This is a genomic window from Amycolatopsis sp. NPDC049253, from assembly GCF_040678995.1.
In the GTDB taxonomy this organism is placed as follows: Bacteria; Actinomycetota; Actinomycetes; order Mycobacteriales; family Pseudonocardiaceae; genus Amycolatopsis.
On record NZ_JBFAQX010000001.1, the window covers coordinates 518,141 to 542,952 of the forward strand.

The 24,812-nt window shown below is 71.0% G+C and carries 27 protein-coding genes and 1 pseudogene; 16 read left to right on the plus strand and 12 right to left on the minus strand.

Annotated elements, in window-relative coordinates; genetic code table 11:
* The first annotated feature begins 119 nt into the window (after positions 1-119).
* Together AB0K15_RS02660 and AB0K15_RS02665 are read left to right on the plus strand one after the other, a co-directional pair.
* The gene (locus AB0K15_RS02660) at positions 120-1,139 is read left to right on the plus strand and encodes an aldo/keto reductase (RefSeq protein ID WP_364044730.1); all 1,020 of its coding nucleotides are present in this window, start codon (positions 120-122) and stop codon (positions 1,137-1,139) included.
* 13 nt (positions 1,140-1,152) lie between these two features.
* The gene (locus AB0K15_RS02665; RefSeq protein WP_364044733.1) at positions 1,153-2,010 is read left to right on the plus strand and encodes an LLM class flavin-dependent oxidoreductase; all 858 of its coding nucleotides are present in this window, start codon (positions 1,153-1,155) and stop codon (positions 2,008-2,010) included.
* Positions 2,011-2,289: 279 nt separating this feature from the next.
* On the opposite strand, the gene AB0K15_RS02670 is transcribed toward AB0K15_RS02665, so the two are convergent.
* A complete protein-coding gene (locus AB0K15_RS02670; RefSeq protein ID WP_364044736.1) occupies positions 2,290-3,144 on the minus strand; it encodes an alpha/beta hydrolase in 855 nt (284 codons plus the stop codon).
* A gap of 55 nt (positions 3,145-3,199) precedes the next feature.
* Here AB0K15_RS02670 and AB0K15_RS02675 point away from each other — a divergent pair, with 55 nt between their 5' ends.
* Positions 3,200-3,739 carry a CGNR zinc finger domain-containing protein gene (locus tag AB0K15_RS02675; RefSeq protein ID WP_364044739.1) on the plus strand — a complete coding sequence of 180 codons (540 nt, stop codon included), beginning with the start codon at positions 3,200-3,202 and terminating at the stop codon, positions 3,737-3,739.
* A gap of 1 nt (position 3,740) precedes the next feature.
* Here the strand turns inward: AB0K15_RS02675 and AB0K15_RS02680 are convergent, their stop codons facing one another.
* Genes AB0K15_RS02680 through AB0K15_RS02690 form a run of 3 tightly spaced genes read right to left on the minus strand, consistent with a single transcriptional unit; the run spans position 3,741 to position 6,515 of the window.
* Positions 3,741-4,586, minus strand: a complete 846-nt coding sequence (locus AB0K15_RS02680) for an oxygenase MpaB family protein (protein WP_364044742.1) — start codon at positions 4,584-4,586, stop codon at positions 3,741-3,743.
* Position 4,587: 1 nt separating this feature from the next.
* Positions 4,588-5,160, minus strand: a complete 573-nt coding sequence (locus AB0K15_RS02685; RefSeq protein WP_364044745.1) for a TetR family transcriptional regulator — start codon at positions 5,158-5,160, stop codon at positions 4,588-4,590.
* Complete coding sequence (locus AB0K15_RS02690; protein WP_364044748.1) at positions 5,127-6,515, minus strand: amidase; 1,389 nt, start codon at positions 6,513-6,515, stop codon at positions 5,127-5,129. Before AB0K15_RS02690 ends, AB0K15_RS02685 begins: the two co-directional genes overlap by 34 nt.
* A gap of 135 nt (positions 6,516-6,650) precedes the next feature.
* Between AB0K15_RS02690 and AB0K15_RS02695 the strand changes: the two genes are divergently transcribed.
* Positions 6,651-7,679: a D-cysteine desulfhydrase family protein gene (locus tag AB0K15_RS02695; protein ID WP_364044751.1), complete on the plus strand. Its 1,029-nt coding sequence runs from the start codon at positions 6,651-6,653 to the stop codon at positions 7,677-7,679.
* Between the two features lies 1 nt (position 7,680).
* Here the strand turns inward: AB0K15_RS02695 and AB0K15_RS02700 are convergent, their stop codons facing one another.
* On the minus strand, positions 7,681-8,358 hold the full coding sequence (locus AB0K15_RS02700) for a DUF998 domain-containing protein (protein WP_364044754.1): 678 nt from the start codon (positions 8,356-8,358) through the stop codon (positions 7,681-7,683).
* A gap of 60 nt (positions 8,359-8,418) precedes the next feature.
* Entirely contained in the window at positions 8,419-9,192 is a 774-nt protein-coding gene (locus AB0K15_RS02705; protein ID WP_364044757.1) for a hypothetical protein, read from the minus strand.
* Between the two features lie 86 nt (positions 9,193-9,278).
* Here AB0K15_RS02705 and AB0K15_RS02710 point away from each other — a divergent pair, with 86 nt between their 5' ends.
* The gene (locus AB0K15_RS02710; RefSeq protein WP_004559389.1) at positions 9,279-9,488 is read left to right on the plus strand and encodes a sigma factor-like helix-turn-helix DNA-binding protein; all 210 of its coding nucleotides are present in this window, start codon (positions 9,279-9,281) and stop codon (positions 9,486-9,488) included.
* Positions 9,488-10,030 (plus strand): Clp protease N-terminal domain-containing protein, encoded by a 543-nt coding sequence (locus AB0K15_RS02715; RefSeq protein ID WP_364044761.1) that lies wholly within the window; start codon positions 9,488-9,490, stop codon positions 10,028-10,030. The genes AB0K15_RS02710 and AB0K15_RS02715 overlap by 1 nt, the downstream gene beginning before the upstream one ends.
* Here AB0K15_RS02715 and AB0K15_RS02720 read toward each other — a convergent pair.
* Positions 10,027-10,668, minus strand: coding sequence for a hypothetical protein (locus tag AB0K15_RS02720; protein WP_364044764.1), 642 nt, complete (start codon positions 10,666-10,668; stop codon positions 10,027-10,029). The two genes, AB0K15_RS02715 and AB0K15_RS02720, sit on opposite strands and share 4 nt — an antisense overlap.
* A 61-nt stretch (positions 10,669-10,729) precedes the next feature.
* Here AB0K15_RS02720 and AB0K15_RS02725 point away from each other — a divergent pair, with 61 nt between their 5' ends.
* The gene (locus AB0K15_RS02725; protein WP_364044767.1) at positions 10,730-12,184 is read left to right on the plus strand and encodes a PLP-dependent aminotransferase family protein; all 1,455 of its coding nucleotides are present in this window, start codon (positions 10,730-10,732) and stop codon (positions 12,182-12,184) included.
* Between the two features lie 15 nt (positions 12,185-12,199).
* On the opposite strand, the pseudogene AB0K15_RS02730 reads toward AB0K15_RS02725, so the two are convergent.
* Positions 12,200-12,945: pseudogene (locus tag AB0K15_RS02730) on the minus strand (SDR family oxidoreductase).
* Between the two features lie 97 nt (positions 12,946-13,042).
* On the opposite strand from AB0K15_RS02730, the gene AB0K15_RS02735 reads away from it, so the two are divergent.
* On the plus strand, positions 13,043-13,654 hold the full coding sequence (locus AB0K15_RS02735) for a TetR/AcrR family transcriptional regulator (protein WP_364044770.1): 612 nt from the start codon (positions 13,043-13,045) through the stop codon (positions 13,652-13,654).
* A 485-nt stretch (positions 13,655-14,139) separates the two neighbouring features.
* On the opposite strand, the gene AB0K15_RS02740 is transcribed toward AB0K15_RS02735, so the two are convergent.
* Together AB0K15_RS02740 and AB0K15_RS02745 are read right to left on the minus strand one after the other, a co-directional pair.
* Entirely contained in the window at positions 14,140-15,498 is a 1,359-nt protein-coding gene (locus tag AB0K15_RS02740) for a hypothetical protein (RefSeq protein WP_364044773.1), read from the minus strand.
* A 453-nt stretch (positions 15,499-15,951) separates the two neighbouring features.
* Complete coding sequence (locus AB0K15_RS02745; RefSeq protein ID WP_364044776.1) at positions 15,952-17,118, minus strand: pyridoxal phosphate-dependent aminotransferase; 1,167 nt, start codon at positions 17,116-17,118, stop codon at positions 15,952-15,954.
* 29 nt (positions 17,119-17,147) lie between these two features.
* Between AB0K15_RS02745 and AB0K15_RS02750 the strand changes: the two genes are divergently transcribed.
* Positions 17,148-18,446 carry a DUF445 family protein gene (locus AB0K15_RS02750; RefSeq protein WP_364044779.1) on the plus strand — a complete coding sequence of 433 codons (1,299 nt, stop codon included), beginning with the start codon at positions 17,148-17,150 and terminating at the stop codon, positions 18,444-18,446.
* Positions 18,447-18,698: 252 nt separating this feature from the next.
* Here AB0K15_RS02750 and AB0K15_RS02755 read toward each other — a convergent pair whose 3' ends face one another.
* Positions 18,699-19,166, minus strand: coding sequence for a CGNR zinc finger domain-containing protein (locus AB0K15_RS02755; RefSeq protein WP_364044782.1), 468 nt, complete (start codon positions 19,164-19,166; stop codon positions 18,699-18,701).
* An 86-nt stretch (positions 19,167-19,252) separates the two neighbouring features.
* Here AB0K15_RS02755 and AB0K15_RS02760 point away from each other — a divergent pair, with 86 nt between their 5' ends.
* From AB0K15_RS02760 to AB0K15_RS02770, 3 genes are all read left to right on the plus strand, one after another.
* On the plus strand, positions 19,253-19,621 hold the full coding sequence (locus tag AB0K15_RS02760) for a VOC family protein (RefSeq protein WP_364044785.1): 369 nt from the start codon (positions 19,253-19,255) through the stop codon (positions 19,619-19,621).
* A 15-nt stretch (positions 19,622-19,636) separates the two neighbouring features.
* Positions 19,637-20,038 (plus strand): zf-TFIIB domain-containing protein, encoded by a 402-nt coding sequence (locus AB0K15_RS02765; RefSeq protein WP_364045361.1) that lies wholly within the window; start codon positions 19,637-19,639, stop codon positions 20,036-20,038.
* Positions 20,039-20,201: 163 nt separating this feature from the next.
* Positions 20,202-20,804, plus strand: coding sequence for an AAA family ATPase (locus AB0K15_RS02770; RefSeq protein WP_364044788.1), 603 nt, complete (start codon positions 20,202-20,204; stop codon positions 20,802-20,804).
* Positions 20,805-21,289: 485 nt separating this feature from the next.
* Here AB0K15_RS02770 and AB0K15_RS02775 read toward each other — a convergent pair whose 3' ends face one another.
* The gene (locus AB0K15_RS02775; RefSeq protein WP_364044791.1) at positions 21,290-22,465 is read right to left on the minus strand and encodes a methyltransferase domain-containing protein; all 1,176 of its coding nucleotides are present in this window, start codon (positions 22,463-22,465) and stop codon (positions 21,290-21,292) included.
* A 140-nt stretch (positions 22,466-22,605) separates the two neighbouring features.
* Here AB0K15_RS02775 and AB0K15_RS02780 point away from each other — a divergent pair, with 140 nt between their 5' ends.
* From AB0K15_RS02780 to AB0K15_RS02795, 4 genes are all read left to right on the plus strand, one after another.
* Complete coding sequence (locus tag AB0K15_RS02780; RefSeq protein ID WP_364045362.1) at positions 22,606-23,016, plus strand: helix-turn-helix transcriptional regulator; 411 nt, start codon at positions 22,606-22,608, stop codon at positions 23,014-23,016.
* The gene (locus tag AB0K15_RS02785) at positions 23,013-23,678 is read left to right on the plus strand and encodes a hypothetical protein (protein ID WP_364044794.1); all 666 of its coding nucleotides are present in this window, start codon (positions 23,013-23,015) and stop codon (positions 23,676-23,678) included. The genes AB0K15_RS02780 and AB0K15_RS02785 overlap by 4 nt, the downstream gene beginning before the upstream one ends.
* A gap of 271 nt (positions 23,679-23,949) precedes the next feature.
* Entirely contained in the window at positions 23,950-24,243 is a 294-nt protein-coding gene (locus tag AB0K15_RS02790; protein ID WP_364044797.1) for a DUF2516 family protein, read from the plus strand.
* A gap of 19 nt (positions 24,244-24,262) precedes the next feature.
* Positions 24,263-24,808 (plus strand): YbaK/EbsC family protein, encoded by a 546-nt coding sequence (locus tag AB0K15_RS02795; protein ID WP_285970838.1) that lies wholly within the window; start codon positions 24,263-24,265, stop codon positions 24,806-24,808.
* Positions 24,809-24,812: the final 4 nt, after the last annotated feature.

Consider the following 24,812-nt stretch of genomic DNA (forward strand, 5'->3'; position numbering starts at 1 on the left):
AAGATCCATCCCCGGTTCGGGGGATGCGGACCCTGAGGCGCCCGTCTCCTTGCGAACCGGAACATCGCTCCGTATGGTTAACGGAGCAACGTTCCGTTTGCTCTTCGGAGGACCATTCCATGCAATACCGCACCTTGGGCCGCACCGGTGTGCAGATCAGCGCGCTCTCGCTCGGCGCCATGAACTTCGGCGCGATCGGCCGCACCACGCAGGACGACGCCACGGCCCTCGTCGATGTCGCGCTCGAAGGCGGCATCAACGTCGTCGACACGGCCGACATGTACGGCGCCGGCGAGTCGGAGGTGCTGGTCGGCAAGGCCATCGCCGGCCGCCGCGACGACCTCGTGCTCGCCACGAAGGCCGCCATGCCGATGGGCGACGAGCGCAACCATCGCGGTAGCTCGCGGCGCTGGCTCGTCACCGAGCTCGACAACAGCCTGCGCCGGCTCGGGGTCGACCACGTCGACCTGTACCAGGTCCACCGCTGGGACCCGTCGACCAGCGATGAGGAGACGCTTTCCGCGCTCACGGACCTGCAGCGCGCCGGGAAGATCCGCTACTTCGGCTCGTCGACGTTCCCGGCGTACAAGATCGTGCAGGCGCAGTGGGCCGCGCGCGAGCGCCACTTGGGCCGCTTCGTCACCGAGCAGCCCAGCTACTCGATTCTGCAACGCGGCATCGAAGCCGACGTGCTGCCGATGACCGAGGAGTACGGCCTGGGCGTGCTGGCGTGGAGCCCGCTCGCGTCGGGCTGGTTGTCGGGCGCCGTCCGCGAGGGGCGCGAGATCACCACGAGCCGCTCGAAGGTCCTGCCGCAGCGGTTCGACCTGGCGCTGCCCGCCAACCGGGCTCGCCTCGAAGCCGTGGAGCGCCTGGCGAAGGTCGCGGCCGACGCCGGTCTCACGCTGATCCAGCTCGCGCTCGGCTTCGTGACCGCCCACCCGGCTGTGACCAGCGCGATCATCGGCCCGCGCACGCTGGAGCACCTGCGGTCGCACCTCGCGGCCGCCGACACCGTGCTGTCCGCCGACGTGCTGGACGCGATCGACGAGATCGTCGCGCCCGGTGTGGACCTGGCCGCGCACGAGAAGTTCGACACCCCGCCCGCCCTGCTCGATCCCGCATTGCGTCGCCGCTGAAAGGACCCTCCCCATGTCACCTCGGTTCGGCATCATGACCGCCCCTATGCAGGTGGACTACGACGACCTCGTGCGCGTCTGGCGCGAAGCCGACGCGCTGCCGGAGATCGAGCACGCCTGGCTCTTCGACCACCTCATGCCCATCGCCGGCGACCCCGACGGCCCGATTTTCGAAGGCTGGACCCTGCTCTCGGCCCTCGCCGCGCAGACTTCACGCTTGCGTCTCGGCCTCATGGTCACCAGCAACCGCTTCCGCCCGCCCGCCGTGCTGGCCAAGATCGCCACGACCGTCGACGTGGTTTCCGCCGGCCGCCTGGACTTCGGCATCGGCGTCGGCTCACGCCCGAGCCATCCGCTGGCGAGGCGCGAGTACGAAGCCCACGGCCTGCCCTTCCACGAGACCGCGCACGCGGTCCAGGCCCTCGCCGAAGCCTGCACGATCATCCGTCGCTTGTGGACGGACACCGCGCCCTTCGACTTCGCCGGCGAAACCACCCGGCTCAAGGGCGCGTTCGGCAACCCCAAGCCTGTGCAGCGCCCCCACCCCCCGATCGTCATCGGTGGCCGCGCGTCCGCGACCCTCCGCGTAGCCGCCGCCCACGCCGACCTCTGGAACATCCCGGGCGGCGACCTCGCCGACTGCGTCAGCCGTAGCGCGCTCCTGGACCGCTATTGCGCGGACCTCGGCCGCGACCCGGCGGAGATCACGCGCTCGATCCACCTGCAGGCGTCGTACGAGGACCCCGGCCTCACCCGCAAGGCCATCGCCGAGGCGGTCGGCGCCGGCTTCGAACACGTGGTCCTCGGGCTGCCCGCGCCGTTTCCCGAGGGCGTCGCGCAGTGGGTGGTCGACGAGCTGATCAAGGGCTGACCGAGGACCCACGCCACGGCGGTGACCTCGCAGGAGTGGTGCGCCCGGTGGTCGACGAGCTGGTCAACGACCTGCCCGCGAACTCGCGCTGCTGCGTCGCCGCCTCGGATTCCTTCGACTGGGAAACGACCGCAGTCCGGGCTAGCGCCTCAACGCCGAGGTCGGGTGAGGCGTTCACAGGCAGCGCTGCCCGCGCCGTTTCCCGAGGGCGTCGCGCGGTGGGTGGTCGACGAGCTGATCAAGGGCTGACCGAGGACCCACGCGGGTGCTGATCAACGCCTAACCCAAGAACTCCCGCAAGTGCGACACCACCGCCTCCGGCTGTTCCTCCGGCAGGAAGTGGCCGCAGTCCTGGAGGCCGACGCCGGTGACGTTGTCGGCGTAGTCGCGCCAGAGGTCGAGTGTCGGGAGTGTGCCGAGGAGGCCGGACTGGCCCCACATCGCGAGCAGGGGCTGGGTGAGGCGCTTGCCCGCGGCGAAGTCGGCGTCGTCGAGGGTGGCGTCGTCCGGGAAGGAGGCGCGGTAGTCGTCGAAGCCGGCGCGCAGGGCGCCCGGGGCGGAGAACGCGCGGACGTACTCGTCGACGTCCTCGGCGGGCAGGCCCTGGCGCTGGAACGTCCAGCGCTCGAAGAAGTAGCCGAGGTACGCGGCGATGTTGCTGCCCGCCAGTAGTTCCGGCAGGTCGGGCTGCAGGTGGAACAGCCAGTGCCAGTAGCCCTTCGCCACATCGGAATCCAGCCGCTTCCACATCTCGCGCGTCGGCGCGATGTCGAGGACGGCCAGGCGCTCGACCTGCTCGGGCCGGTCCAGCGCCCAGCGGTGCCCGACGCGGCCACCGCGGTCGTGCCCGACGACGGCCAGCCGGTCGAACCCCAGCTGCTCGGCGAGCTGGGCGAGGTCGGCGGCCATCGTGCGCTTGTCGTAGCCGCCGCGCGGTTTGTCGGTGCGGCCGTAACCGCGCAGGTCGGGTGCGATCACGGTGTGGGTTTCGGCGAGCGGGCCCGCCACGCGGTGCCAGCAATGCGACGTCTGCGGCCAGCCGTGCAGCAGGAACACGGGCGGGCCGTCGCCGCCGCGCAGGTAGTGCATCCGGAGGTCGCCGACCTGGGCCATCGAGGGTTCTAACCGGATCATGGGGTTAGACGCTACCGGAGGCGGCTAACCGGTGGCAAGGGTTAGAATGAGCCGCATGGAGTGGGTCTTCGACGGCGGCCGGCCGTGTCTCGACCTCGTCAACACGCTGCGCAACCGTCACCAGGCCGAGGGGTTCGAGCTGCTGACGACGCCCGAAGCCCTCGCCGAGTGGCTCTCGCTCGCCGGTCTCGCCGAGGGCCAGGCGCCCGTCACGGCGGAGGACCTCGAAACGGCGAAATGGCTCAGGGAAGCGGTGAACCGGCTGGTCACGACCCCGCCGAAACAGCAGGACGTCGAGCTCGTCAACAAGGCCGTCGAGGAGCCGCTGCCCAACGCACGCCTGCGGTTGTCGGGCGGTGAGCTCCACAAAGCGGCACCAGCTCCGCGCAACCCGGTCGCCGCCGCCTTCGCGTTGATCGCCACCGACGTGATCGAGCTGGTGACGAGCCCGGTGGACGTCCGCGTCTGCGCTGCCGAAGACTGTGGCCTGCGCTTCGCGGACGCATCACCGCGGAGGACCCGCCAGTGGTGCTCGATGTCCCGCTGCGGCAACCGCGCCAAGGCCCGGGCCCACTACGCCCGCACCCGCGGCTGAGTCAGGGGATCAGCCGATACGCCCACGGGTGCGCCCGCAGCCACACGTTCAGCTTGCCGATCCACCGCATGTGCGCCGTCCGCAACGGTGCGGGCACCAGCCGGCCGACAATCCGCACCACGCGGCAGAACCGCGCGAACCGCAGTTGATCCCGAGAAGTCCACTGTAGACCGAGCTGCTCCCGCAATGCCGAGGGCAACGTCGCCCGGATCAGGAACAGCTGCCCCGATGCCTGCGCGTCCCGGAGCCGGGGCCACCACCGGTCCGGCAGCCACCGCACGGGTTTCGGCACGGTGTGGATGGTCTCGAACAACGTCGTCATCGTCTCGTTCGGCCGGAACGACGCGACCATCTCGTCGCAGTACCGCTCGAACGAGGCCCAGTCCGGCGGCAGATCCCGCTCCCGCACCCCGAGCACCCGGCCGACGTCGCACATCTGCGCGTAGTACTCGTCGAGCTCGACAGGACTCAACGGGCGCCCGAAAAACCGTTGCACATCAACGGGAACCTTCACCAGCGTCGCATGCACCCACGCGTATGCCGCCGGATCCAGCCCGCTGTACCGCCGCCCGTCGGCGACCCCGGTGAACGTCCGATGCAGCTCCCGCAACCGCGAAGCCTCGAACCGCGCCCCGGCCGCGCCGCCGTACACGTAGATCGACAGCGAAGCCCCCGTGCGCATCAACCGCGTCCACGGGTCCTCGGTGTAGTTCGAGTGGTCCCGCACCCCGGCCGCGACCACGGGGTGCGCCACCTGCAACACGAGAACCTGCCCGGCGAGCAGCACGTCGCGGAAGTCGCCGAAGTACCGCCAGGCCGCGGTGCCCCGCACCACCGGCGGCGCCACGTCAGGCCCCGCGCAGCAGCATCATGAGTGGTTCGGCGGCCGGGACGTCGGTGCCCGTCGACAGCCGGCGCAGCTGAAGCCCGGCGATGAGCGCGACGACGGGGCCGGCCACCCGCGCGGGATCGGGCACGCCGAGGGCGCGCAGAATCGTCGTGGCCAGATCGTCGTACGCGGCGAAGCAGCGCGCGGACGCTTCGTGCAGCCCGGGATCGCGGGCGGCTTGCAGGTAGAGCTCGTGGGGCGCGAGGTCGTCGGTGCCGAACGGCAGCTGCTCGATCACGTGCTCCACCACGGCCGCGGCCTGCTCCAGGCTGAGGCCGTCAGCGCTATGCGCGTCGGCGATCGCGGCGAGCTTCGCCGTCTCCTCCTCGGCGAACAGCAGCATCGCCTCGCGCAGCAACTCCGTCTGGCTGGGGAAGTGGTAGGTCAGCGTGCCGAGCGAGACGCCGGCGGCGGCCACGATGCGCCGGTTGGTCAGCCCGCCGACGCCTTGCTCGCCGACGACCTCGAGCGTCGCCCGCAGGATCGCGTCGCGGGTGTTCACCACACCCTTGCGGGCCGGCGCAGGTGCCACCGTCGGACCTCTTCCAGTTGCGCGGCAACGGAGATCAGCCGCTCCTCGGCGTGCGACGGGCCCAGCAGCTGGGCGCCCAGGGGCAGCCCGTCCGCCGTCTGTCCGGCCGGGACGTTGATCCCCGGCCAGCCCAGCACGTTCCACGGCCAAGCGTAGGGGCACGCGGCGATCATCGTCTGGTCGGTGCGCCAGCCGGTGAGGCCGTCGAACGCGCCGGTCTTCGGCGGCGGCGTCGCGGTGGTCGGGGTGAGCAGCACGTCGACGCGGCCGAACACGGAGCCGATGCGGCGCTGCACCGCGGGTTCGAGCGCGCGGGCGATTTTCAACGCGCCGGCGAGCACGGTGCCCTGCTGCGCGTTGCCGCGGGTGCGCGGGTCGAGCTTGGCCTTTTCAGGCACACGAGCGGCCCAGTCGCGCACGCCGGTGAGCGAGCGTGGCAGGAAGGTGAGGCCGATGAGCCCGTAGTCCGGATCGATCTCGACGATCTCGTGGCCCAGGTTCGCGAGCGCCTCCGCGGTGTCGCGCACGGCCGCCTCGACCACCGGGTCGAGGCTGGTTTTCGTTGCGGTGAACGGAATCCTGGTCGACAGCCCGATGCGCAGGCGGCCGGGTTCCCGCCGGGCGGCTGCGCGGAAGGAGCTGTCGGCGCCCGTGGTGACGTCGAGCAGGGTCGCCGCGTCGGCGACGGTCCGGGCGAGCGGCCCGAGCACGGTGAGCCCGTGGAACAGCTCCCCGCCCGCCGGCACGCGTCCGCGCTGCGTCTTGATGCCGACGAGCCCCGTCCACGCCGCCGGGATGCGCACCGACCCGGCGCCGTCCGAGCCGAGCGCCGCCGCGACCACCCCGCCGGCCACCGCGGCCGCCGAGCCGCCGGAAGACCCGCCGGGCGTGTGGTCGGGGTGCCAGGGGTTGCGCGTGACCCCGAACGCCGGACCCTCCGTGAACGGCCATTGTCCTAGCTCAGGCGTGTTCGTCTTGCCGATGATCACGGCGCCGGCCCGCTTGAGCAGCTCCACGGCCGGCGCGTCGGCTGTCGCGTCGGGGAAGTCGCCCGCGCAGCCGAACGCCGTCGGCAGGCCCGCGAGGTCCACGTCGTCCTTGATCGCGACGGGCACACCCAGCAACGGCGTCCGGTCACCTCGCGCCCGTCGTCGATCGGCTTCCTCGGCCTCGGCGAGGGCTTCCTCGTCGCGGATCCGGCGGAACGCGTTGAGCACGGCCTGGCTCGCGTGCGCTTCTTCCAGGGCCGCGGCCGTGAGCGCCGCGGAGGTCGTTTCGCCTGCTTCGAGCGCTGCCACCTGATCGGCGACGGTCGTGAACGCGACTGCGCTGATCTCAGAAGCCCTGACGGTCATCGGGCCACCCCCGAGGTTTTCGTTCGTTCGAACGAACGTTACCACCGGACTGTGATTCCGGCTCCCTGGTTCGACAGCCGCCCCGCCCGAGGCCGACGATTACCCCGAGACCCGCCCCAGCCCCACGGAGGATCGATGACGTTCGACTTCGACCGGTTTCCCGTTTTCGACGCGTTCCCGCGGGCGGGGCTCGGCACCGGGCCGACGCCGCTGCTGGCGGCACCGCGGCTGGGCGAGGCGCTGGGACTGCCGCGGCTGATGCTCAAGCGCGACGACGTGCACCCGCTCGGCGTCGGGGGTAACAAGCTGCGCAAACTCGACTTCCACCTCGGCGCCGCGCTCGCGGCCGGCGCCGACACGGTGATCACCTTCGGCGCGCTGCAGACCAACCACGGACGCCAGACCGCGGCCGCGTGCGCGCGGCTCGGGCTGCGCTGCGAGCTGGTTCTCACCGCGAAGGTCCCGCGCGAGGGCGAGGCCTACGAGCACTCCGGCAACATCCCGCTCGACCTGCTCTTCGGCGCCCGCTTGCACATCTGCGCCACCGTCGAGGAAGCCGAGCGCACCTACGAAGAGCTGCTCGCGTCGGCCGACTACGAGGGCCGCAAGGTCTTCACCGTCCCCGTCGGCGGGTCGGACGCGCTCGGCACCCTCGGCTACGTCGCCGCGACCCACGAGCTCGCGCAGCAGCTCTCGGCGCTCGGGATCGACAGCGCGCGCGTCGTCGCGCCCCACGCGAGTGGCGGCACCTCCGCCGGCCTCGCGCTCGGCACGGCGATGCTTGGCAACCTCGGCGCCGATTTCGCCTGCGTGAGCCACCCGCTCGACGAGGCGACCGACAACCTCACGCACCTCGTCACCTCGGCCGCGCAGCTGCTCGGCGTCGACACGCCGTCGCTGGACCACGTGCGGATGAGCGACTCCACCATGGGCGAGGGCTACGGCATCCCGGCGCCCTCGACGTGGGGCGCGCTGCGGCTGTTCGGCCGGACCGAAGGCGTGGTGCTGGACCCGGTCTACTCCGGCAAGGCCGCCGCCGCGCTCGTCGAATGGGCGGCCGACGGCCGGTTCGACCCGGAGGAGACGGTGGTGTTCGTGCACACCGGCGGCCTGCCCGGGCTGTACGGCTACGCGCCGGAGTTCGTCGCCGCGATGAAGGAGTGAGTCAGTCCCGCGCGGTGGCCGGTCGCAGCTCGGCCGCCGCGCGGGTGGCGTCGACCCGCACCGCCACGCGGATCAGGCCCAGCAGCAGCACGACGTCGGCGACGAGCATCAGCCGTTGCGTGGCCCCGACCGGCAGCAGTTCGGTGACGGTGTGGACCGGCAGCCCGGCTTCGTCCAGGCGGGCGAACAGGAAACTCACGCCGAACACCACCAGGACGGCCACCCCGAGCCGCAGCCACCGCGCCACGAGCGCGCGTTCGGCCGTGCCGCGCAACGGTTCCAGCAACGTCAGCGCCGCGGCCGGCAAGCTCGCGAACGCCACCACGCACGAGTACAGGTGGATCTCCCCGCTCGTCAGGTCCGGGTGCGGCGGGTAGCTCGCCGGGAACACCGCCGCCGTCGCCAACCCCAAGGCCCACAACGAAAGCAGCACCCGCGTGGTCCGTGGCAGCGGCACGCCGCCGGCGGCCAGGCAACCGAGCACAGCCAGCGAACCGACGGCGAGCGCCAGCACGCTCGCGCTCAGCAGGCCCGGGTCGGTGGTGGTGTAGCTGGACAACGTGTCGTGGATCGGGTCGCGCGAGCTGATCACGTGCATCAGGGTGATCGTGAACAGCCCCCACCCGATCGCCACCAGTGCGCCCGTCCGCCAGATCCGCAGCCCCCGTGAAATCCCCATGGTCCCCAGCGTTGCGGGGCCGGCGCGATCCGTGATCCGGGATCACCCTGAATTCGACCCCTATTCGCCTGCGCCGGCGAACTCCGCGAGGACCAGCGCCTGGTCGTCGTGACGCTTCGCGCGCGGCCAGCGTGAACCGTCGGGATCCTGCTTTTCCGCGGTTCGCACGGCGTCCAGCACGGCGTTCGGCCCGTTCGCCCGGGCGAGCCGCAGGACGTCGGGCCAGCCGAAGAGGCCGTAGTCGTCGACCCCGGTCGACACGCCGTCGGTGGCGAGCAGCACGGCGTCGACCTCGGGGCGGGGCCACGAGCGCCGCACGGCCTTCGACGCCGCGGCGGGGTCGGCCTCGGCGACCCAGAAGCCGCCCTCGGCGTTGCGGCGGCGGCGGACGTCGGCGCCGGTCTGCAGCAGGCCGCCTTCGCGCAGGGAGACCAGGCGGTCGTCGGCCACGACGTCCACCCCGAACTGTCCGAACGCGACAACCGGACTGTCCGCCAGCACAAGGGATTCGACCTCGGCCGCGTCCCAGCGCAGGATCGAAACGGTGCTCGACGGCGAGTGCCCGGGCTCCAGCCCGTGCTCGGCCGCCACGTCGGCGATGGACGACGCGAGCGCGACGGCGAGGTCCTCCTTCGGGCTTTCTCTCAGCTCGTCCGCCAGCCGGCGCACGAGCAGGTCCGCGTACCAGCCGCCAGGCGGCAGGTCCGGACTCGGTGACGTGGCGCCGTCCAGCAGCAGCACGGCGTTGTCCAGCACCACGACGTGGTCCTCGCTCGCGCGAGGCAGGCCGTCCGCGCCTACTCCCGCGCGCTCCGCGATCGCGATCTCGGGCATCACCCGATGCTAACCCGAACGCCTGACCGGGACCGGCCTGTCAACTTCGGTTGACACGCGTGATGGTGTCAACCTAGATTGACACCATGACCGAAGCAACAGATCTGGCCGCGAGGGCAGGCGACCGTGACCCCCGAGTGGGGCTTCGCGCGGTCGCGGCGCTTCGTCGGCTCCTGGAACAACTCGAGGCCGTGCAGGTGCGCAGCGCCCGCGTGCACGGCTGGTCCTGGCAGGAGATCGCCGCCGAGCTAGGGGTCAGCCGGCAGGCCGTCCACAAGAAGTACGGGAGGCACTGATGTTCGAACGGTTCACGCTCGACGCGCGGCTGGCTGTGGTCGAGGCCCAGATCGTGGCACGCGAAGCCGGCGCGCGGCAGATCGAGCTCACCGACGTGCTGGCCGGGCTTGCGCGCACCGAGAACGGCGCCGGCCTGCGGCTGCTGCAGGAGCTCGGCGTGTCGCGCGAAGACGTGCTCGCGGAGCTCGACCGCATCCGGCGGCGCGGCGGGATCAGCGACGCCGACGTCGCGGCGCTGACGGAGTTCGGCATCGACGTGGAGCAGATCGTCGAGCGCATCGAGGAGACCCACGGCCCGGGCGCGCTCGCCGGCGGCGGCAGACGCGCGAAACGCGGCCACATCCCGTTCGCGGCCGACGCGAAGCGCACGATGGAGCTCAGCCTGCGCGAAGCCGTGAAGCTGGGCGACAAGCACCTCGGGCAGGAGCACCTGCTGCTCGCGCTGGTGCAGCAGAAGGGCCCGGTGCCGGACCTGCTGGCCGCCCACGGCGTCGACTACGTGTCGGTGCGCCGCCTGGTCGCGCAACAGGAGGCCGGCTAGTGCTGCTGCTCTTCGCGGCGCCCGGTCCGCCACGTGACCAGCGGCAACAGGGCCTGCGTGAGCGGTCCGATCGTGAGCGCGTAGAGCACGGTTCCCACACCGAAGGTGCCGCCGAGCAGCCAGCCGACGGCGAGCACGGTCACTTCGATCCCGGTGCGCACCAGCCGCACCGACCAGCCGGTGCGCGCGGTGAGCCCGGTCATCAGCCCGTCGCGCGGGCCGGGTCCGAGCCGGGTCCCGACGTAGACGGCGGTGGCCACTGCGTTGAGCACGACGCCGCCGACGAGCAGCAGGATCTGCAGCGCGAGCGCGTGCTGGTCGGGCAGTACCGCGCGGACGGCGTCGACGGTCACGGAGATCACCACGACGTTGGCCACGGTGCCGATGCCGGGCCGCTGGCGTAGCGGGATCCACAGCAGCAGCACGAACACCGACGCGATGGCCGTGATCGTGCCGAAGCTCAGGCCGGTGAGCTTGGTGAGGCCTTCGTGGAGCACGTCCCACGGGTCGAGGCCCAGGTGGGCGCGGGTGAGCATGGCCATGCTGGCGCCGTAGAGCGCGAGGCCGGCCAGGAGCTGGGCACCACGGCGGACGGGTGCCCGGCGGACGCTGAGGGGACTGAGGTCGACAACTGCCACTTCTCCACTATCAGCGACAAGTGGACTGGTAATCCATGGCCAATGTCGGATAATTGGTCTTATGACCTCGCATCTTCCGCTGGGTAGCCGCGTTTCCGGCACTCGATTGGCCGTGTTGCTGGGGGAGTGGCGCCGCCGTGGCTCCCGACAGGGCGCGGCGGATCTGGCCGCGGCCGTCGAGCTGCAGGTGCTCGACGGCCAGCTCCCCCTCGGCACCCGGCTGCCCGCGGAGCGCGAGCTCGCCGATGCGCTCGGCGTCAGCCGCACCCTCATCGGCGCGGCGCTGGACCGGCTGCGCTCCACCGGTGTCGTGGCCAGCCGCCGTGGCGCCGGTTCGTGGATCTCCGGGGCCGGTCATCGTTCGGCCGCGCCGGCCCAGCACGAGCGCGACGGCCTGATCGACCTGGCGCGGGCGGCGCCGCCCGCGTTGCCGGGTCTGATCAACGCCGTCGACGCCGCGCGGCGCGACCTCGTGGAGCACCTGAGCGGCAACGGTTACCTCACCGGCGGTCTGCCGCTGCTGCGCGAGCGGATCGCCGAGCGCTACACCGCGCGTGGCCTGCCGACGACGCCGGACCAGGTGATGCTGACGGCCGGCGCGTACTCGGCCTTCGTGCTGTGCCTGCGCATGCTGGCCGGCCCCGGCGACCGCGTGCTGGTGGAGCAGCCGACGTACCCGAACGCGATCGACGCCGTGCGCGCCGCCCACGCGTTGCCCGTGCCGGTGGCGCTCGACCCCGTGCACGGCTGGGACCTCACCGGCATCGAGGCGGCATTGCGCCAGGCGTCGCCGCGGTTCGGCTACCTCGTGGTCGACTTCCAGAACCCGACGGGTCTGCGCCTCGACGCCGCCGGCCGCGAACGCCTCGGTGGTCTCCTCGCGCGCTCGCGCACGCCCGTCGTGGTCGACGAATCGTTGGTGGAGCTGGATTACGAGGGCGATCCGCTCGTCGCGCCGCCACCGCTGGCCGCGTTCGCGGGGGACTTGGCGCTGACGGTCGGCTCGGCCGCGAAGTCGCAGTGGGGCGGGTTGCGGCTGGGCTGGATCCGCGCGTCGGCCGAGCTGCTCGACCGGCTGCTGTCGTCGCGCTTCGCCGTGGACCTGGGGGCGCCGGTGTTCGACCAGCTGGTGCTCGCTTCGCTCTTGGCGCCCGACGGTTACGCGGCGCTGGCCCAGCGGCGAGTGGATTTCCGGCTGCAGCGCGATGCCCTGATCGACGCCGTGCACGCCTACTGTCCTGAGTGGACGTTCGAGGTGCCCGCCGGCGGCTTGTCGCTGTGGTGCCGCCTACCGGAACCGATGAGCACGCGCCTCGCCGTCTCGGCGGCGAACCACGGCGTGCAGCTGGCGCCCGCGTCGCGCTTCGGCGTGCACGGCGGCCTCGAACGCTGGCTGCGCCTGCCCTTCGGCCTGCCGCCCGACCAGCTGCTCGAGGCCGTGCGGCGGCTGAGCCTGGCCGTCGAGTCGGTGCGCGGCTACGCGGACGTGCCGGCGGCGAACGTGCCGGTGACCTGAGGTTCTTGGCCGTATTCAGATCTGCGTGAAGCCGCCGTCGACGTTCAGGTTCGAGCCAGTGACGAAGCTGCTCCGGCGCGACGCCAGGAACAGCACGGCGTCGGCGATCTCGTCGGTGCTTCCCATGCGGCCCAAAGGAACCAGGGCGGAGAAGAACTCCTTGAACTGCTCGGGCTGCTCCGGATTGCTGAACGCGCCGCGGATGCCGGGCGTCTCGATCGGACCGGGCGCGATGGCGTTGACGCGGATCCGGCGGTGTTTGAGCTCGTTGGCCCACGTGCGCGCGAACGAGCGCACCGCGGCCTTGCTCGCCGCGTAGACGCCCGCGCCCTCGTCGCCCTTGACCGCCGCGGTGGAGCCGGGGAGGATCACGGACGCGCCGTCGTTGAGCAGGGGCAACGCTTTCTGCACGGTGAGCAGCGCGCCTTTGACGTTGATCGCGAACGTGCTGTCGAAGTCCTCTTCCTTCACCTGCTCCAGCGTCCCGGGCACGCCGCCGCCGGCGTTGGCGAACAGCACGTCGATGCGCCGCCGCTGGGTGCGTACCTCGTCGTAGAGCCGATCCACGTCGGCGGCTTTCGAGACGTCGCTCTGCACGCCCGTCGCGTTCCCGATCGACGCCACTGCCGCGTCGAGCTCGGGTTGCGCCTGCCCGTGATGAACACGTACGCGCCTTCCGCGGCCAGCCGTTGCGCCGCCGTGAGGCCGATGCCGGTCGTGCCGCCCGTGATCACTGCCGTCTTGCCGTCGAACTCGCCCACAGCCTCGTACCCTTCGCTTATTTATGTACCGATCGGTTCTTATTGGAGGCTGGCACAGTTGTGTACCGATCGGTACGGAACAGGTAGGCTGGTTCCCGTGGAAACCTCGAAGCGCCACGTCGGCCGCCCGCGCGCCTTCGACGCGGACGTCGCCCTCGACCGCGCCATTGAGGTCTTCTGGAACCAGGGCTACGAGGGCGCGTCGCTCACTGACCTGACCGCCGCGATGGGTATCACGCGCACGAGCATGTACGCGGCGTTCGGAAACAAAGCGGACTTGTACGCGCTCGCCCTCGACCGCTACCTCCACCGCGACCTGACGTACGCCTACGACGCCCTCGCGGCCCCCACCGCCCACGCCGTGGCCTCGCGCTACCTCCACGCCTGCGCCGATGCGGTCACCACGCCCGGCCGGCCGCCGGGCTGCTTCACGGTCCAAAGTGGTCTCGTGTCCGCACCCGAGAACTCCGACATCAGCGCCGCCGTCGCCCGCGCCCGCCGGGCCGGTGAAGAGGCCCTGCTCACCCGCTTCCGTCGCGCGGTCACCGACGGCGACCTGTCGGCCTCCGACAACCCCGACGACCTCGCCCGCTACGTCATGACCGTCGGCGAGGGCCTCGCCGTCCACGCCGTCGCGGGCGCTTCGCGGGCGGACCTGCAGCGGGTGGTGGACGTGGCGATGAAGGCAGTCCCGCTTCCTCGGGCCTGACGGGATTTTTCGCGCCACAAACGATAAACAGCCGGTGCGCCGGATGTTCCAACCACTCCAGGGATGGTGGTGGTCGCATCCGGCGCACCGGCTGTTCGTCACCCGCTCCGTTCAGAGCGGGCGCCGCGGCGGCTTCCCGGCACAGCCCCTCGACGTGCCGGGAAGCGCCGACGGCTCAGGCGGGCTTCGGTTGGCGCAGGTTCCCGCTCGGCGCGGTGAGCGGGAACCTCCGGAGCACGCCCGTTGTGGGTCCCGGCGCCGCGGGGGCAGCGCGGCGCCGGGACCAGGACCCGATCCGGCCGGGCGCGGTCGGCCGATCGGGAAGGCTGGTCGTACGCATGGATCGCCCCTTGTGGAATGGACACGTGGAAATGACACGTGGAATGAGTGGTGCGAAAGGGCGAGCCAGGCGCAGCGAACGGGCGCGCGCTCCAAGAAGTTGATCTTGGTTTGGACGTGGCTCTCCCCGGTGGACCGGGTGCCGGTCAGTCCGGGGAGGTGGTGGGCAGGGCTGCGTCCCTGCCCACGCCGTCGACCTCGTGGTCGCGGCTGACGCCGATCAGCTTGAGCTGCGTGGTGGTCACGCTGTCCCCGACGACCGCGAACGGCTGCCGGGCGCCGCCCGGGCCGTCGTGGCCCGGGTTGGCGGTGGTGGTCGGTGCGACGGGCGCGCTGGGCGCCGCGGGCAGGCCACCGCCGCCCCCACTGCCGCCGCCACCTGTGACGCCGACGTGGGAGTTGTCGTTGTTCGTGTGCTGCGCGCCCGTGCCGCGTTGCTGCACGGGAATCAGGTGCACGACGCTCGGGTCGTGCACCAGCGCGGCCGCCTTGGGCACGGTCACCGGCGCCGGCTGAGGCACGACCACCGGAACCACGGCGCTCACCACTTCACCGGGCTGGGCCGTCAGCTCGGGCACGATCGCCGTGACCCCGCCGCTCACCGTCCCACCCGAGAACACCGGCCCGAGCACATCCCCGATCGGGATCAACGGCGGCGCGTCATCCCCGCCCGGCACCGTCGTGGCCGGCGGCAACACGGTTTCCCCGACGTCACCCACCGTCCCGACCACACCGGTGATCGAGTGCAGCGTGGTGTCGACCATCCCGAGGACACCGCCGAGCAGTCCGCCCAGCAGATCGCCGTGCGGCTGCGGCGCCTCGACGCCGGTGGCCTGGCCGGCGTTGTCGCTCGGCGTCGCGGCTTGATCGGCGACAGTGCTGTTGCCGGAAGTGCTGTTGCCGGAAGTGCTGTTGCCGGAAGTGCCCGTCGCGGCCGTCTGGTCGGAGCCGGCGCTGCTGCCCGAGGTTCCCGGGGCGCTGCTCTCGTCCGACCCGTTCGGCGTGGTCGCTTGGTCCGAACCCGTTCTGCCGCCCGAAGTCCCGGCCGTGCTGCTCTCGTCCGACTCGTTCGCGGCAGTGGCCTGGTCCGAACCGGCGCTGCCACCCGAAATGTCGGCATTCTCATCGGAACCAGTGCTCACGGCCTGGCCCGAATCGGTACCACCACGGGAAGTTCTGCCCTGGTCGGAGCCATCGCTCGACGACCAGCCCGCGGCATGCCCCGAGCCGCCGGCCGCATCCGTGTGGCCGGCCGAGTCCCGAGTGGACGCAGCCCGCCGACCGTCCGCGTGGTGATGGGCCCGGTGCGCCTCGCCGTGCCGGTCGGGCGCCGTCACGACCGTGCTGCCGGAGGCGTCCCCGACGTGCGGCTGCTCCGCGGCTTCGGCCCCGGCGCCGGCGACCAGCGCCCCCAGCAGCCACCCGGCCACCGTCAGCCCACCGGCCAACGCGATCCGCGCCGCCGGCCTCGCCAGCGGGGCCGCCCAGGGCCGGGGCCTGCGCATACCGGTGCTCGAAACGGGGTCAGGACCAGCAACGGAAGGAGGTGCGTCGGTGCGCGCGGCTGCCATGTCGCTCACGCCACCACCACCGTCCGCGCCTGAAGCTCATGCGGCTGCCGCACAAGACTGATCCAACTGGGGTTCTTCTCCGGCCAGGTCGCAGTTCCCCCGGGGCTGCACTCTTTCTAGCACCGGTCGCGAGTGTTTCATCTTCCCTGCGTTCGATCCACCCCGTAAGGCGGAACGGACTTACCGGCTCCGGTGTCCGATCGACCGGAGTTGATCACGCAGCGTGCGCCCGGTTGGCCACTCTGCGGCCATCCGGGCGGACCCGCGCACGGCCGTTGACCTGATGTTTCACCCCGAAAACATACTCTCGGTATCGCACCACTGACACACCGTCGACGAATCTGGAGCGTAACCGCCTCGCAACTGGTGATTCGGTAACCGCAGTGGTCAGACGAGTTGGCGCAAGCGCCCGACGGCCTCGTCGATGACTTCGTTCCGCTTGCAGAAGGCGAAACGCAGCAGGTGTTTCCACTCGTCCGGGTGATCTGTGAACACCTTCACGGGCACGGCCGCGACGCCGACGCGTTCGGGCAGCTCCCACGCCAGCTCGGCGGCGTCGGTGAACCCGAGTGGACGGACGTCGGCAGTCACGAAGTACGTGCCGCTGCTGGGCCGGACGGCGAAGCCCGCGTCCGTGAGCCCCGCCGACAGCCGGTCGCGCTTGTCCTGCAGGCTCGTCCGCAGCTCCTCGACCCACGGCAGCTCGTGGTCCAGCGCGTACGCGACAGCCGGCTGCAGCGGCCCGCCCGAGACGAACGTGATGAACTGCTTCGCCGCCTTCACCGCGGCCACGAGCTCGGGCGTCGAGCAGACCCAGCCGATCTTCCAGCCGGTGCAGTTGAACGTCTTGCCGGCGCTGGAGATCGACACCGTCCGCTCGCGCATGCCCGGCAGCGTGGCGAGCGGGATGTGGGCCGCGTCGTCGAACACGAGGTGCTCGTAGACCTCGTCGGTCACCGCGATGAGGTCGTGCTCCACGCACAGCGCCGCCACGGCCTCCAGCTGCGCACGCGAGAACACCGTGCCAGTCGGGTTGTGCGGCGAGTTCAGCAGCACCGCGCGGGTGCGCGGCGTGATGGCGTCGCGCAGGGCGTCGAGGTCGAGCTCGAGGCGGCCGTCCTCGGTCTCGACCAGGCCGATCACGCGCCGCTGGGCGCCGGCCATCGCGACGGCCGCCGCGTAGGAGTCGTAGTACGGCTCGACCACGATCACCTCGTCGCCGGCCTCGGTCAACGCGATGAGCGCGGCCGTGATGGCCTCGGTCGCACCCGCCGTGACCAGGACTTCCGTGTCCGGGTCGTACTCGGTGCCGTAGCGCAGCCGGTGCCGCACGATGGCAGCGCGCAGCTCGGGCCGGCCGGGGCCCGGTGGGTACTGGTTGTCGCCGCCGAACAGGGAGTTCTTCGCCGCTTCGAGCATGCCGGCGGGCCCGTCGGTGTCGGGAAAACCCTGGCCGAGGTTCACGGCGCCGTGCTTCACGGCGAGCGCCGTCATCTCGGCGAAGATCGTCGCGGTGAAGGGGCGGAGGCGGGGGACGAGAGCTGGTTCACGCACGAAAACGCATCCTCACGGACAATGGCGTCGTGGAGCAACTCACCCCAGCCAAGGTCACGCCCGCAGACCCGCCCGGTGGCGCCGCCGGTGAAGCGGAAAAACGGCGCGGCTTGCGGAGGATGAAGCAGGTCGCGCTGTCCTTCCTCCTCGGCGCCACGGTCGTCTTCCTGCTCACGAGCTGGGCGGAGTCGGCCGGCTGGCCCGCGTGGGTCGGCTACGTGAAGGCGGCCGCCGAGGCCGGCATGGTCGGCGCGCTCGCCGACTGGTTCGCCGTCACCGCGCTGTTCCGCCACCCGCTGGGCCTGCGGATCCCGCACACGGCGATCATCCCGAACAAGAAAGACCAGCTCGGCAACAGTCTGGGCGACTTCGTCGGCTCGAACTTCCTGTCCGAGGACGTGATCCGCGACAAGCTCAAGCGCGTCGAGATCTCGCGTCGCCTCGGCGGGTGGCTCTCGCAGCCGGAGAACGCGGAGCGCGTGACGTCGGAGCTGGCCACGGTCGTGCGCGGCGCCGTGACGGTGCTGCGCGACGAGGACGTGCAGGCGATCATGGAACAGGCCGTGGTCAAGCGGATCGTCGACCGGCCGTGGGGCCCGCCGCTGGGCAAGATCCTCGAGGGCGTGTTCGAGGACGGCGCGCACCACAAGCTCGTGGACCTGATGTGCGACCGCGCGTACGAGTGGGTGCGCGACAACCACCAAGCCATGCTGCGGGTCGTCTCCGACCGCGCGCCGAGCTGGTCGCCGAAGTTCGTCGACGAGATGCTGGCCGACAAGGTCTACGGCGAGGTGCTGTCGTTCGCGTGGGCCGTGAAGACCGACGTGAACCATCCGATGCGCCTGGCGCTGGACAAGTTCCTCGGCGAGTTCGCGCAGGACCTGCAGAACGACCCGAAGACCATGGAGCGAGCCGAGCAGGTCAAGGGTCAGATCGTGCACCACGACGAGGTGCAGAAGCTGATCGGCAACGCGTGGGCCACGGCGAAGGAGATGCTGCTCAACGCGGCCGAGGACCCGTCGAGCGAGCTGCGCCGGCGGGTGCGCGCGGGCCTGCAGTCACTGGGCGAGCGGCTGATCACGGACGACGGGCTGGCGTCGAAGGTGGACAGCTGGGTCGAGGGCGCGGCGGCGTACCTGGTGAAGAATTACTCGAAGGAGATCACCACGATCATCACCGACACCGTCGAGCGCTGGGACGCCGAGGAGACGTCGCGGAAGATCGAGCTGCAGGTCGGGCGCGACCTCCAGTTCATCCGCATCAACGGCACGGTGGTGGGCGCGTTGGCCGGTCTGGTGATCTACACGGTGGCGCAGTTGCTGTTCTGACCTGGGCTTTTTTCGTTTTTGTCGGGATTCGTCACGGTTTTGAGGTGGCCGGAGCGTGGCTGCTCGTGCGCAGCCGGTGTCTATACCACACGCGGGGGACCTTCAAACCAGTTGTCCACAGGAAGCTGAGTTATCCCCCGGGTTATCCACAACTTTTCACGGATCTGGCCTAACGCCCATCCACAAGGTGTGGGGATCCGGTGCGTCTGCACGTGCATATCTGGTGGCTGTAAGCGAGTTGTCCACAGGCTCTCAGTTGTGCACACCCGTCGCGCGGGCGCGCCAGGTCCGGGCCTTCTCGCGGTTGCCGCAGACGCGCATGGAGCACCACGTGCGCGAGCGGTTGCGGGACTCGTCGTAGAAGGCTTCGAGGCAGTCGTCGGCGGGGCAGATCTTGAGCCGGACCCAGTCGCCGCGGATGGAGAGCCGGGTGGCGGCGACCAGCACCGCGGAGACGGCGGTGGCCCCCAGGAGCTGCGGGCCTTGGTCGTTCAGCGAGAACGTCAGCGGGACTTCGAGCTGTTCCAGGGGGATTCGCGGATCCCCGACGGCGGCGCGCAGCGCGTCGCGGATGGCGCGGGCTTCGTCCGCGTTGCTCGGGGAGACGCCGCGTTCGGCTGACCAGCGTTGCCACAGCCCGGGGTCGTCCAGCAGGTCCTCGCCGCGCTCGATGTCGACGGTGTTGAGGAAGTCCACCACCAGGGTCGCGTCGGTGTGCACGCAACCAGTGTACGAGCGAGAGTGGTTGCTTCGTCGGCTGATAACTCCCATACTCCGAATACTGGTTACTGGAGGGAGTCACGATCATGGGTGCCGTTCCGACGTTCGGCTCGACCGTCTTCGACTGCCCGGACCCCGTCGCGCTCGCCGGCTTCTACCGCGCGGTGCTCGACTGGCCCGAGCCCGCGGTGCACGCGGACGGCTCCTGGGCCCGGCTCGTCAACCCGACCGGCGGCGCTCGTCTGGAGTTCCAGCAGGTGGCGGACTACCGCGCGCCCGAGTGGCCCTCGGCTGCGCAGCCCCAGCAGGCGCACCTCGACCTGGACGTGGACGACCTGGAAGCCGCACACGCCCGCGTGCTCTCCCTGGGCGCCAAGCTGCTCGACGACTCGCCTTCGACCTTCCGCGTCTACGCCGATCCGGTGGGTCATCCGTTCTGCCTGTGCGCCTGCTGACGCACCGGGTGGAATCTGCGTAGTGTCGGATGCGTGATTTGTCCGAAGTGTCAGAACCGGATGCGGACCGTCGACAAGAACGGCATCCGCATCGAACAGTGCGAGGCGTGCCGGGGGATCTTCTTGGACCACGGTGAGCTGGAGCAGATCGTCGGGGCCGAGAGCTCGTACTACGGCGCGGCGCAGCCCCCACCGCGCTACGCCCGGGCCGACTCGCCACGCCCGTACCGGGGCGGGCACGGGGACTCGCCCCGGCCCTACCGGGGCGGCGGGCACTCGGACTCGCCGCGGCCCTATGGAGGCGGCGGGTACTCGGACTCGCCCCGGCCGTACGGCGGACACCGCGGCTATGGGGACTCACCTCGCCCGTATGGCGGCCACCGCAAGCGCAGCTTCCTCGAGAACCTGTTCGACTGAGTTGTCCTCCGTCGATCCGGTGCTCGGGTCAGACTCGGCGCCGGCCTCGGGTCGGGTGCCTGCTCTTGGTCCGGTGCTTGGCCAGGACTCGGCGCCGTCCCCTTTGGCGGCGTCTGCCTTGGGCCGGTCATCTGCGTCGGGCGCGGTACCTGCGCTTGATCCGATGCCCGCCCTCGACCTGCGGATTTGTCCCGCGTGCGGCGATCGTGCCGACCGGCCGCGGGCCGAGGGTGCGGTGCTGGCGTGCGTCCTCTGTGGACATCGGTGGCCGTTCCGGCGGCTGCCGCTGTTCGCGCTCACGGGCCCAAGCGGCGCGGGCAAGTCCACCGTCGGCCCGGCGCTGGCCGCGCGGCTGGCTGGGGACGCGGTGGTGCTGGAACAGGACGTCCTGTGGACCGGCGCCCTCCGCGACGACATCCCGGCCTTCCGCGCGACCTGGCTCCGCATGGCGGCGATGCTGCACCAGAACGGCCGGCCGGTCGTCCTCTGTGGCACCGTTGCCCCGCAGGAAATCGAGCCCCTACCGGAGCGCACCTTCTTCTCCGACGTGCACTACCTGGCCCTCGTCGCCGACGACCCGGCCCTCCGCAAACGCTTGCGCGCCCGCCCCGCCTGGCGCGAATGGGACGAGCCGCGCATCGACGAGATGCTCGAGTTCAACCAGTGGATCCGCACGCAGGTCCCGCACCTCGACACCACCGCCACCCCGCTCGATGACGTGGTCACCCAGGTGGAGAAGTGGGTTAGGTCGAACCTGGCCGGCTAGCTGTCCAGCCGGGATGGGCCAGGTCGGGCCTGACTGCCGGGCGCAGTCGGCGGAGGCGGGTAGGTCGAACCCACTCCGCGATACGCCTGCGCGCGGGCCGCCGCTCGCAGGCTGGACCTTACCGAGTGGTGCACCGGGGGGCGCTGCGGACCGGGCCGAACCCAACGGGCCGCCCTCGATCACGAAGCCGATTGGGGTCGAACGCGGCGACGATCACGAAGCCCGTTGGGGTCGAACGCGGCGACTTGTCCACCGGCGCGCCAAGGTCAGCCAGGCCAGCTGAGTAGTCCACAGGCGGCCGCGAGTTTGGGCTGAACCCAGCGACTTGTCCCCAGTGTGCTCGCTGGTTGGGCTGAACCCAGCGACTTGTCCCCAGTGTGCTCGCTGGTTGGGCTGAACCCAGCGACTTGTCCCCACCGCGCCCGCTGGTTGGGGCAGGCCCAGCGTCTCATCCACAGCACACAACAAAACCCCTTCAACCCGACCTACCCCAACTCCCACCGAAGCCCATCCGGCTCGTCCAGCCAGAACTCCTGCCGCGAGCCGTCCACGGTCAGGCCGAAGCGGTCGCGCTCCGGGCGGCCCAGGGAGGTCCACAGGACGAGGGCGCGCTCGGCGAGGTCCCAGAGGCCGCGGGGGCCGCCTTGGGCGATTTCGACGGTGTCGCCGTGGGTGCGGCAGCGGGCCCACGAGCCGTCGGGGTGGGTGAGGGCGAAGGGGCCCGCATGGGGGTCGCCCGAGGAGATCGCGTCGGTCGAGCCGTCGGGGAGTTCGCGGACCGGGTGGACGCCCGGGAGTTCCAAGGACGCGAAGAACTCGAACTTCAAGCGCGGCTTCAGCAGCAAATCGACCGGCAGGCGGGTGGGGCGCCAATCCGACGCGGCGGGCGCGGGCAGGGCGGCCGGAGCCGGCAGGCGGTGGGCGCGCAGGGGCATGAAACGGCCGTCGCGAGCCAGAACCCGGCCGTGGCCCGTCGCGCCCGGGCCGGCGACGAGGCGAACCAGCCCCGCGCCCAAAGGGCGGTTCAACGTCGTCACCACGAGACCGCCCGGCACGGTCTGCTCGAGCCAGGCCGGCGGTATCGAGGAAACCGATGCCGTGCACAACACCCGATCGAACAGGACCCCCGCCGGAAACCCCAGCGCCCCGTCCCCGACCTCGCACGCCGGCGCGTACCCCGCCTCCTGCAGGTGCCCGCGCGCGGCCGAAAGCAGCCCCGCGTCGACGTCCATAGTGGACACCGAACCGGAACCGCAGCGATGGCTGAGCAACGCCGCGTTGTACCCGGTCCCGGTGCCGATCTCCAGCACTCGCTGCCCGTCGGCCACGCGCAGCTCTTCGAGCATGATCGCCATGATCGCGGGCATGCTCGAAGAACTCGTCGGCACTCCGTCGATCGGCCCCTCGCGCCGCGCCTTCTCCCACCGGGACGAATCGTCGTCGAGCTGCGTCACCAGCACGTCGGGGGAGTAGACCCGCTCCAGCCACCCGGGATCGTCCCGGTCGACAGCCGCCCAGCCCTGGTCGACGCGCGTGAAGAACCGCGGCAGGAACACGTGGCGCGGCACGCTGCGAAAGGCCTCGACCCACTTCGGGTCGTGCAGCACATCCTCGTCGATCAGGTGCTTGACCAGCCTGCGGCGCAACCGCTGAGTCGCCATGGGGACCACCGTAGCCGGGTGAGCGGAACCACACCCGATGGTGCAAGCAGAGTGCTTGCAATAGCTAGCACGTCCGCGTACGGTCGGAAGTGTCGCGAGGAGGTGACCGGATGACAGAACCCGGCGGGACGCCAAACCCGATGGAGAAGGTCGCGGACATCGCCTCCGACATCGGCGAGTACATCCGCCAGCAGCGGAGTTCGGCGAAGATTTCGTTGCGCCAGTTGTCGAAGCTCGCCGGCGTGTCCAATCCGTACCTGAGCCAGATCGAGCGCGGGGTCCGCAAACCCAGCGCGGAGATCCTGCAGCAGATCGCCAAAGGTCTGCGGATTTCGGCCGAAGCGCTTTACGTGCAGGCAGGAATCCTCGACGTGCCCACGGGCGGCCCGGTCGGTGACGCGATTCGCGCCGACACCGTGCTGACCGAGCGGCAGAAGCAGGTTCTGCTCGACGTCTACGAGTCCTTCCGGCGGGAGAACGCCGCCGGCACGCCCGCTGAGCCACCGGCAACCACCAAGACCATCCACGACACCACAGAGGAGTCGGCATGACCACGCCCAAGACCGAGGACGTCCGCAAGGTCGTCAGCACCGCCATCGACCAGGTCCGCACCCCGCTGCTCGCCGCGCTCGGCGCCGGCAACCTCGCGAGCCAGGCCGTGACCGACGCCGTCGCGAAGGCCCGCAAGAGCGGCGAGACCGCCCGCAAGAACCTCGAAGAGCTGCCCACCGACGTCGAGAGCCTCCGCGGCAAGCTCGACCCGGCCGAGCTGCGCAAGGTCATCGACGAGTACACCGAGGCCGCGCTCAAGCTCTACAACAAGCTGGCCGAGTCCGGCGAGCAGACCTGGGACAAGCTCTCGGCGCAGCCGCAGGTGAAGAAGGCCCTCGACCAGCTCGAGGACGCGCTGACCACCGCGCAGGAGCGCGTGGACGGCCTGGCCGGCGAGACCCGCGAGCGCGTCGACGGCGTGCTGGCCAAGGTCACCAAGCGCACCCGCTCCGTCGGCGAGAAGGCCGCCCGCAAGGTGACCGAGGTCGCCGACGAGACCGCCGAGGCCGTCGAGGACCTGGGCGACGACCTCGCCCACGAGACCCGCTCGGTGGCCCGCAAGGCCGCCAACCGCACGGCGCCGAAGACCGCTTCGCCCGCCCGCCGCACCACCACGACGGTCGCGAAGAAGCCGGCAGCCGCGCCGAAGACCGAGAAGTAAGACCGAGAACGACACCAGCCCGCTCCCCGGCGCCGCACCGAAAGGTCCGCCGCCGGGGAGCGGGCTTCTCGCGGTTCGGGGCACCACGACCCGGGGCCGGCGGAGAACGCGTGAAGCGATCCGTTCGCCGCCCGCCACCCCAACCGGAACCACCGGACCGAACGCAAGACCCTCGCCAGGACAGAGAACTAGGTCACACCGCCCTGCCGACCAGCGCCGGTGAAGTGCCGGGCCACAGGCAGGTTGGGTGGTTTGCCGTAAGCTGGCGTGCGTGCTGGTTGCCGATTGGATACTTCAGGTCATCCACTGGGGCAGCGCCTTGGTCGGGCTTTTCGCCTTCGTTCACGCGCTGCTGCAGCGCTCCGACGCGTACCAGGCGGCCGACCGCAGGACCAAGCCGATCTGGTTGCTGATCACCGGCGGCGCGACGCTCGCGATGGTCCTGTTCGAGGTCCAGGGTGCCGGGTTCATCTTCTGGGTGCCCGCGATGGCCGCCGCGCTCGTGTACCTGGTGGATGTGCGGCCGCGGCTCATCGAGGTGCAGCGGGGCAACCGCAACTGGTAGCCGCGTAGATTCTCTTGATGTGACCACCTGGACCATCGCCGGGAGCCTCACGGTCGTCCCCGCGCCCACCCGTACCGACCTGCTCGCCGAACCCGTCGCGAAGGCGCTCGCCGCCCTCGCGGAGCCCGACGCGGTCGGCGTCACGGAGATCGATCCCGAACTCGCCGACACGGCGGCCTTCTGCGAGACCTACGGCTCGCCCCTCGACGCGTCGGCCAACTGCGTCGTCGTCGCCGGCAAGCGCGCCGGCGAAGTGCGCTTCGCGGCGGCCCTCGTGCTCGCCACCACGCGCGCCGACGTGAACGGCGTGATCAAGCGCCGCCTCGACGTGCGCAAGGCGTCGTTCGCACCCATGGACGAAGCCGTCTCCCTCACCGGCATGGAGTACGGCGGCATCACGCCCGTCGGCCTGCCCGCCGAGTGGCCGATCCTCATCGACGCCCGCGTGGCCGCCGCGCCGGAGCTCGTGATCGGCAGCGGCATCCGTGGCAGCAAGCTCCTCATCTCCGGCGCCGCCCTGCAGACGCTGCCCGGCGCCGAGGTCATCGAGGACCTCGCGCGTTGACTTC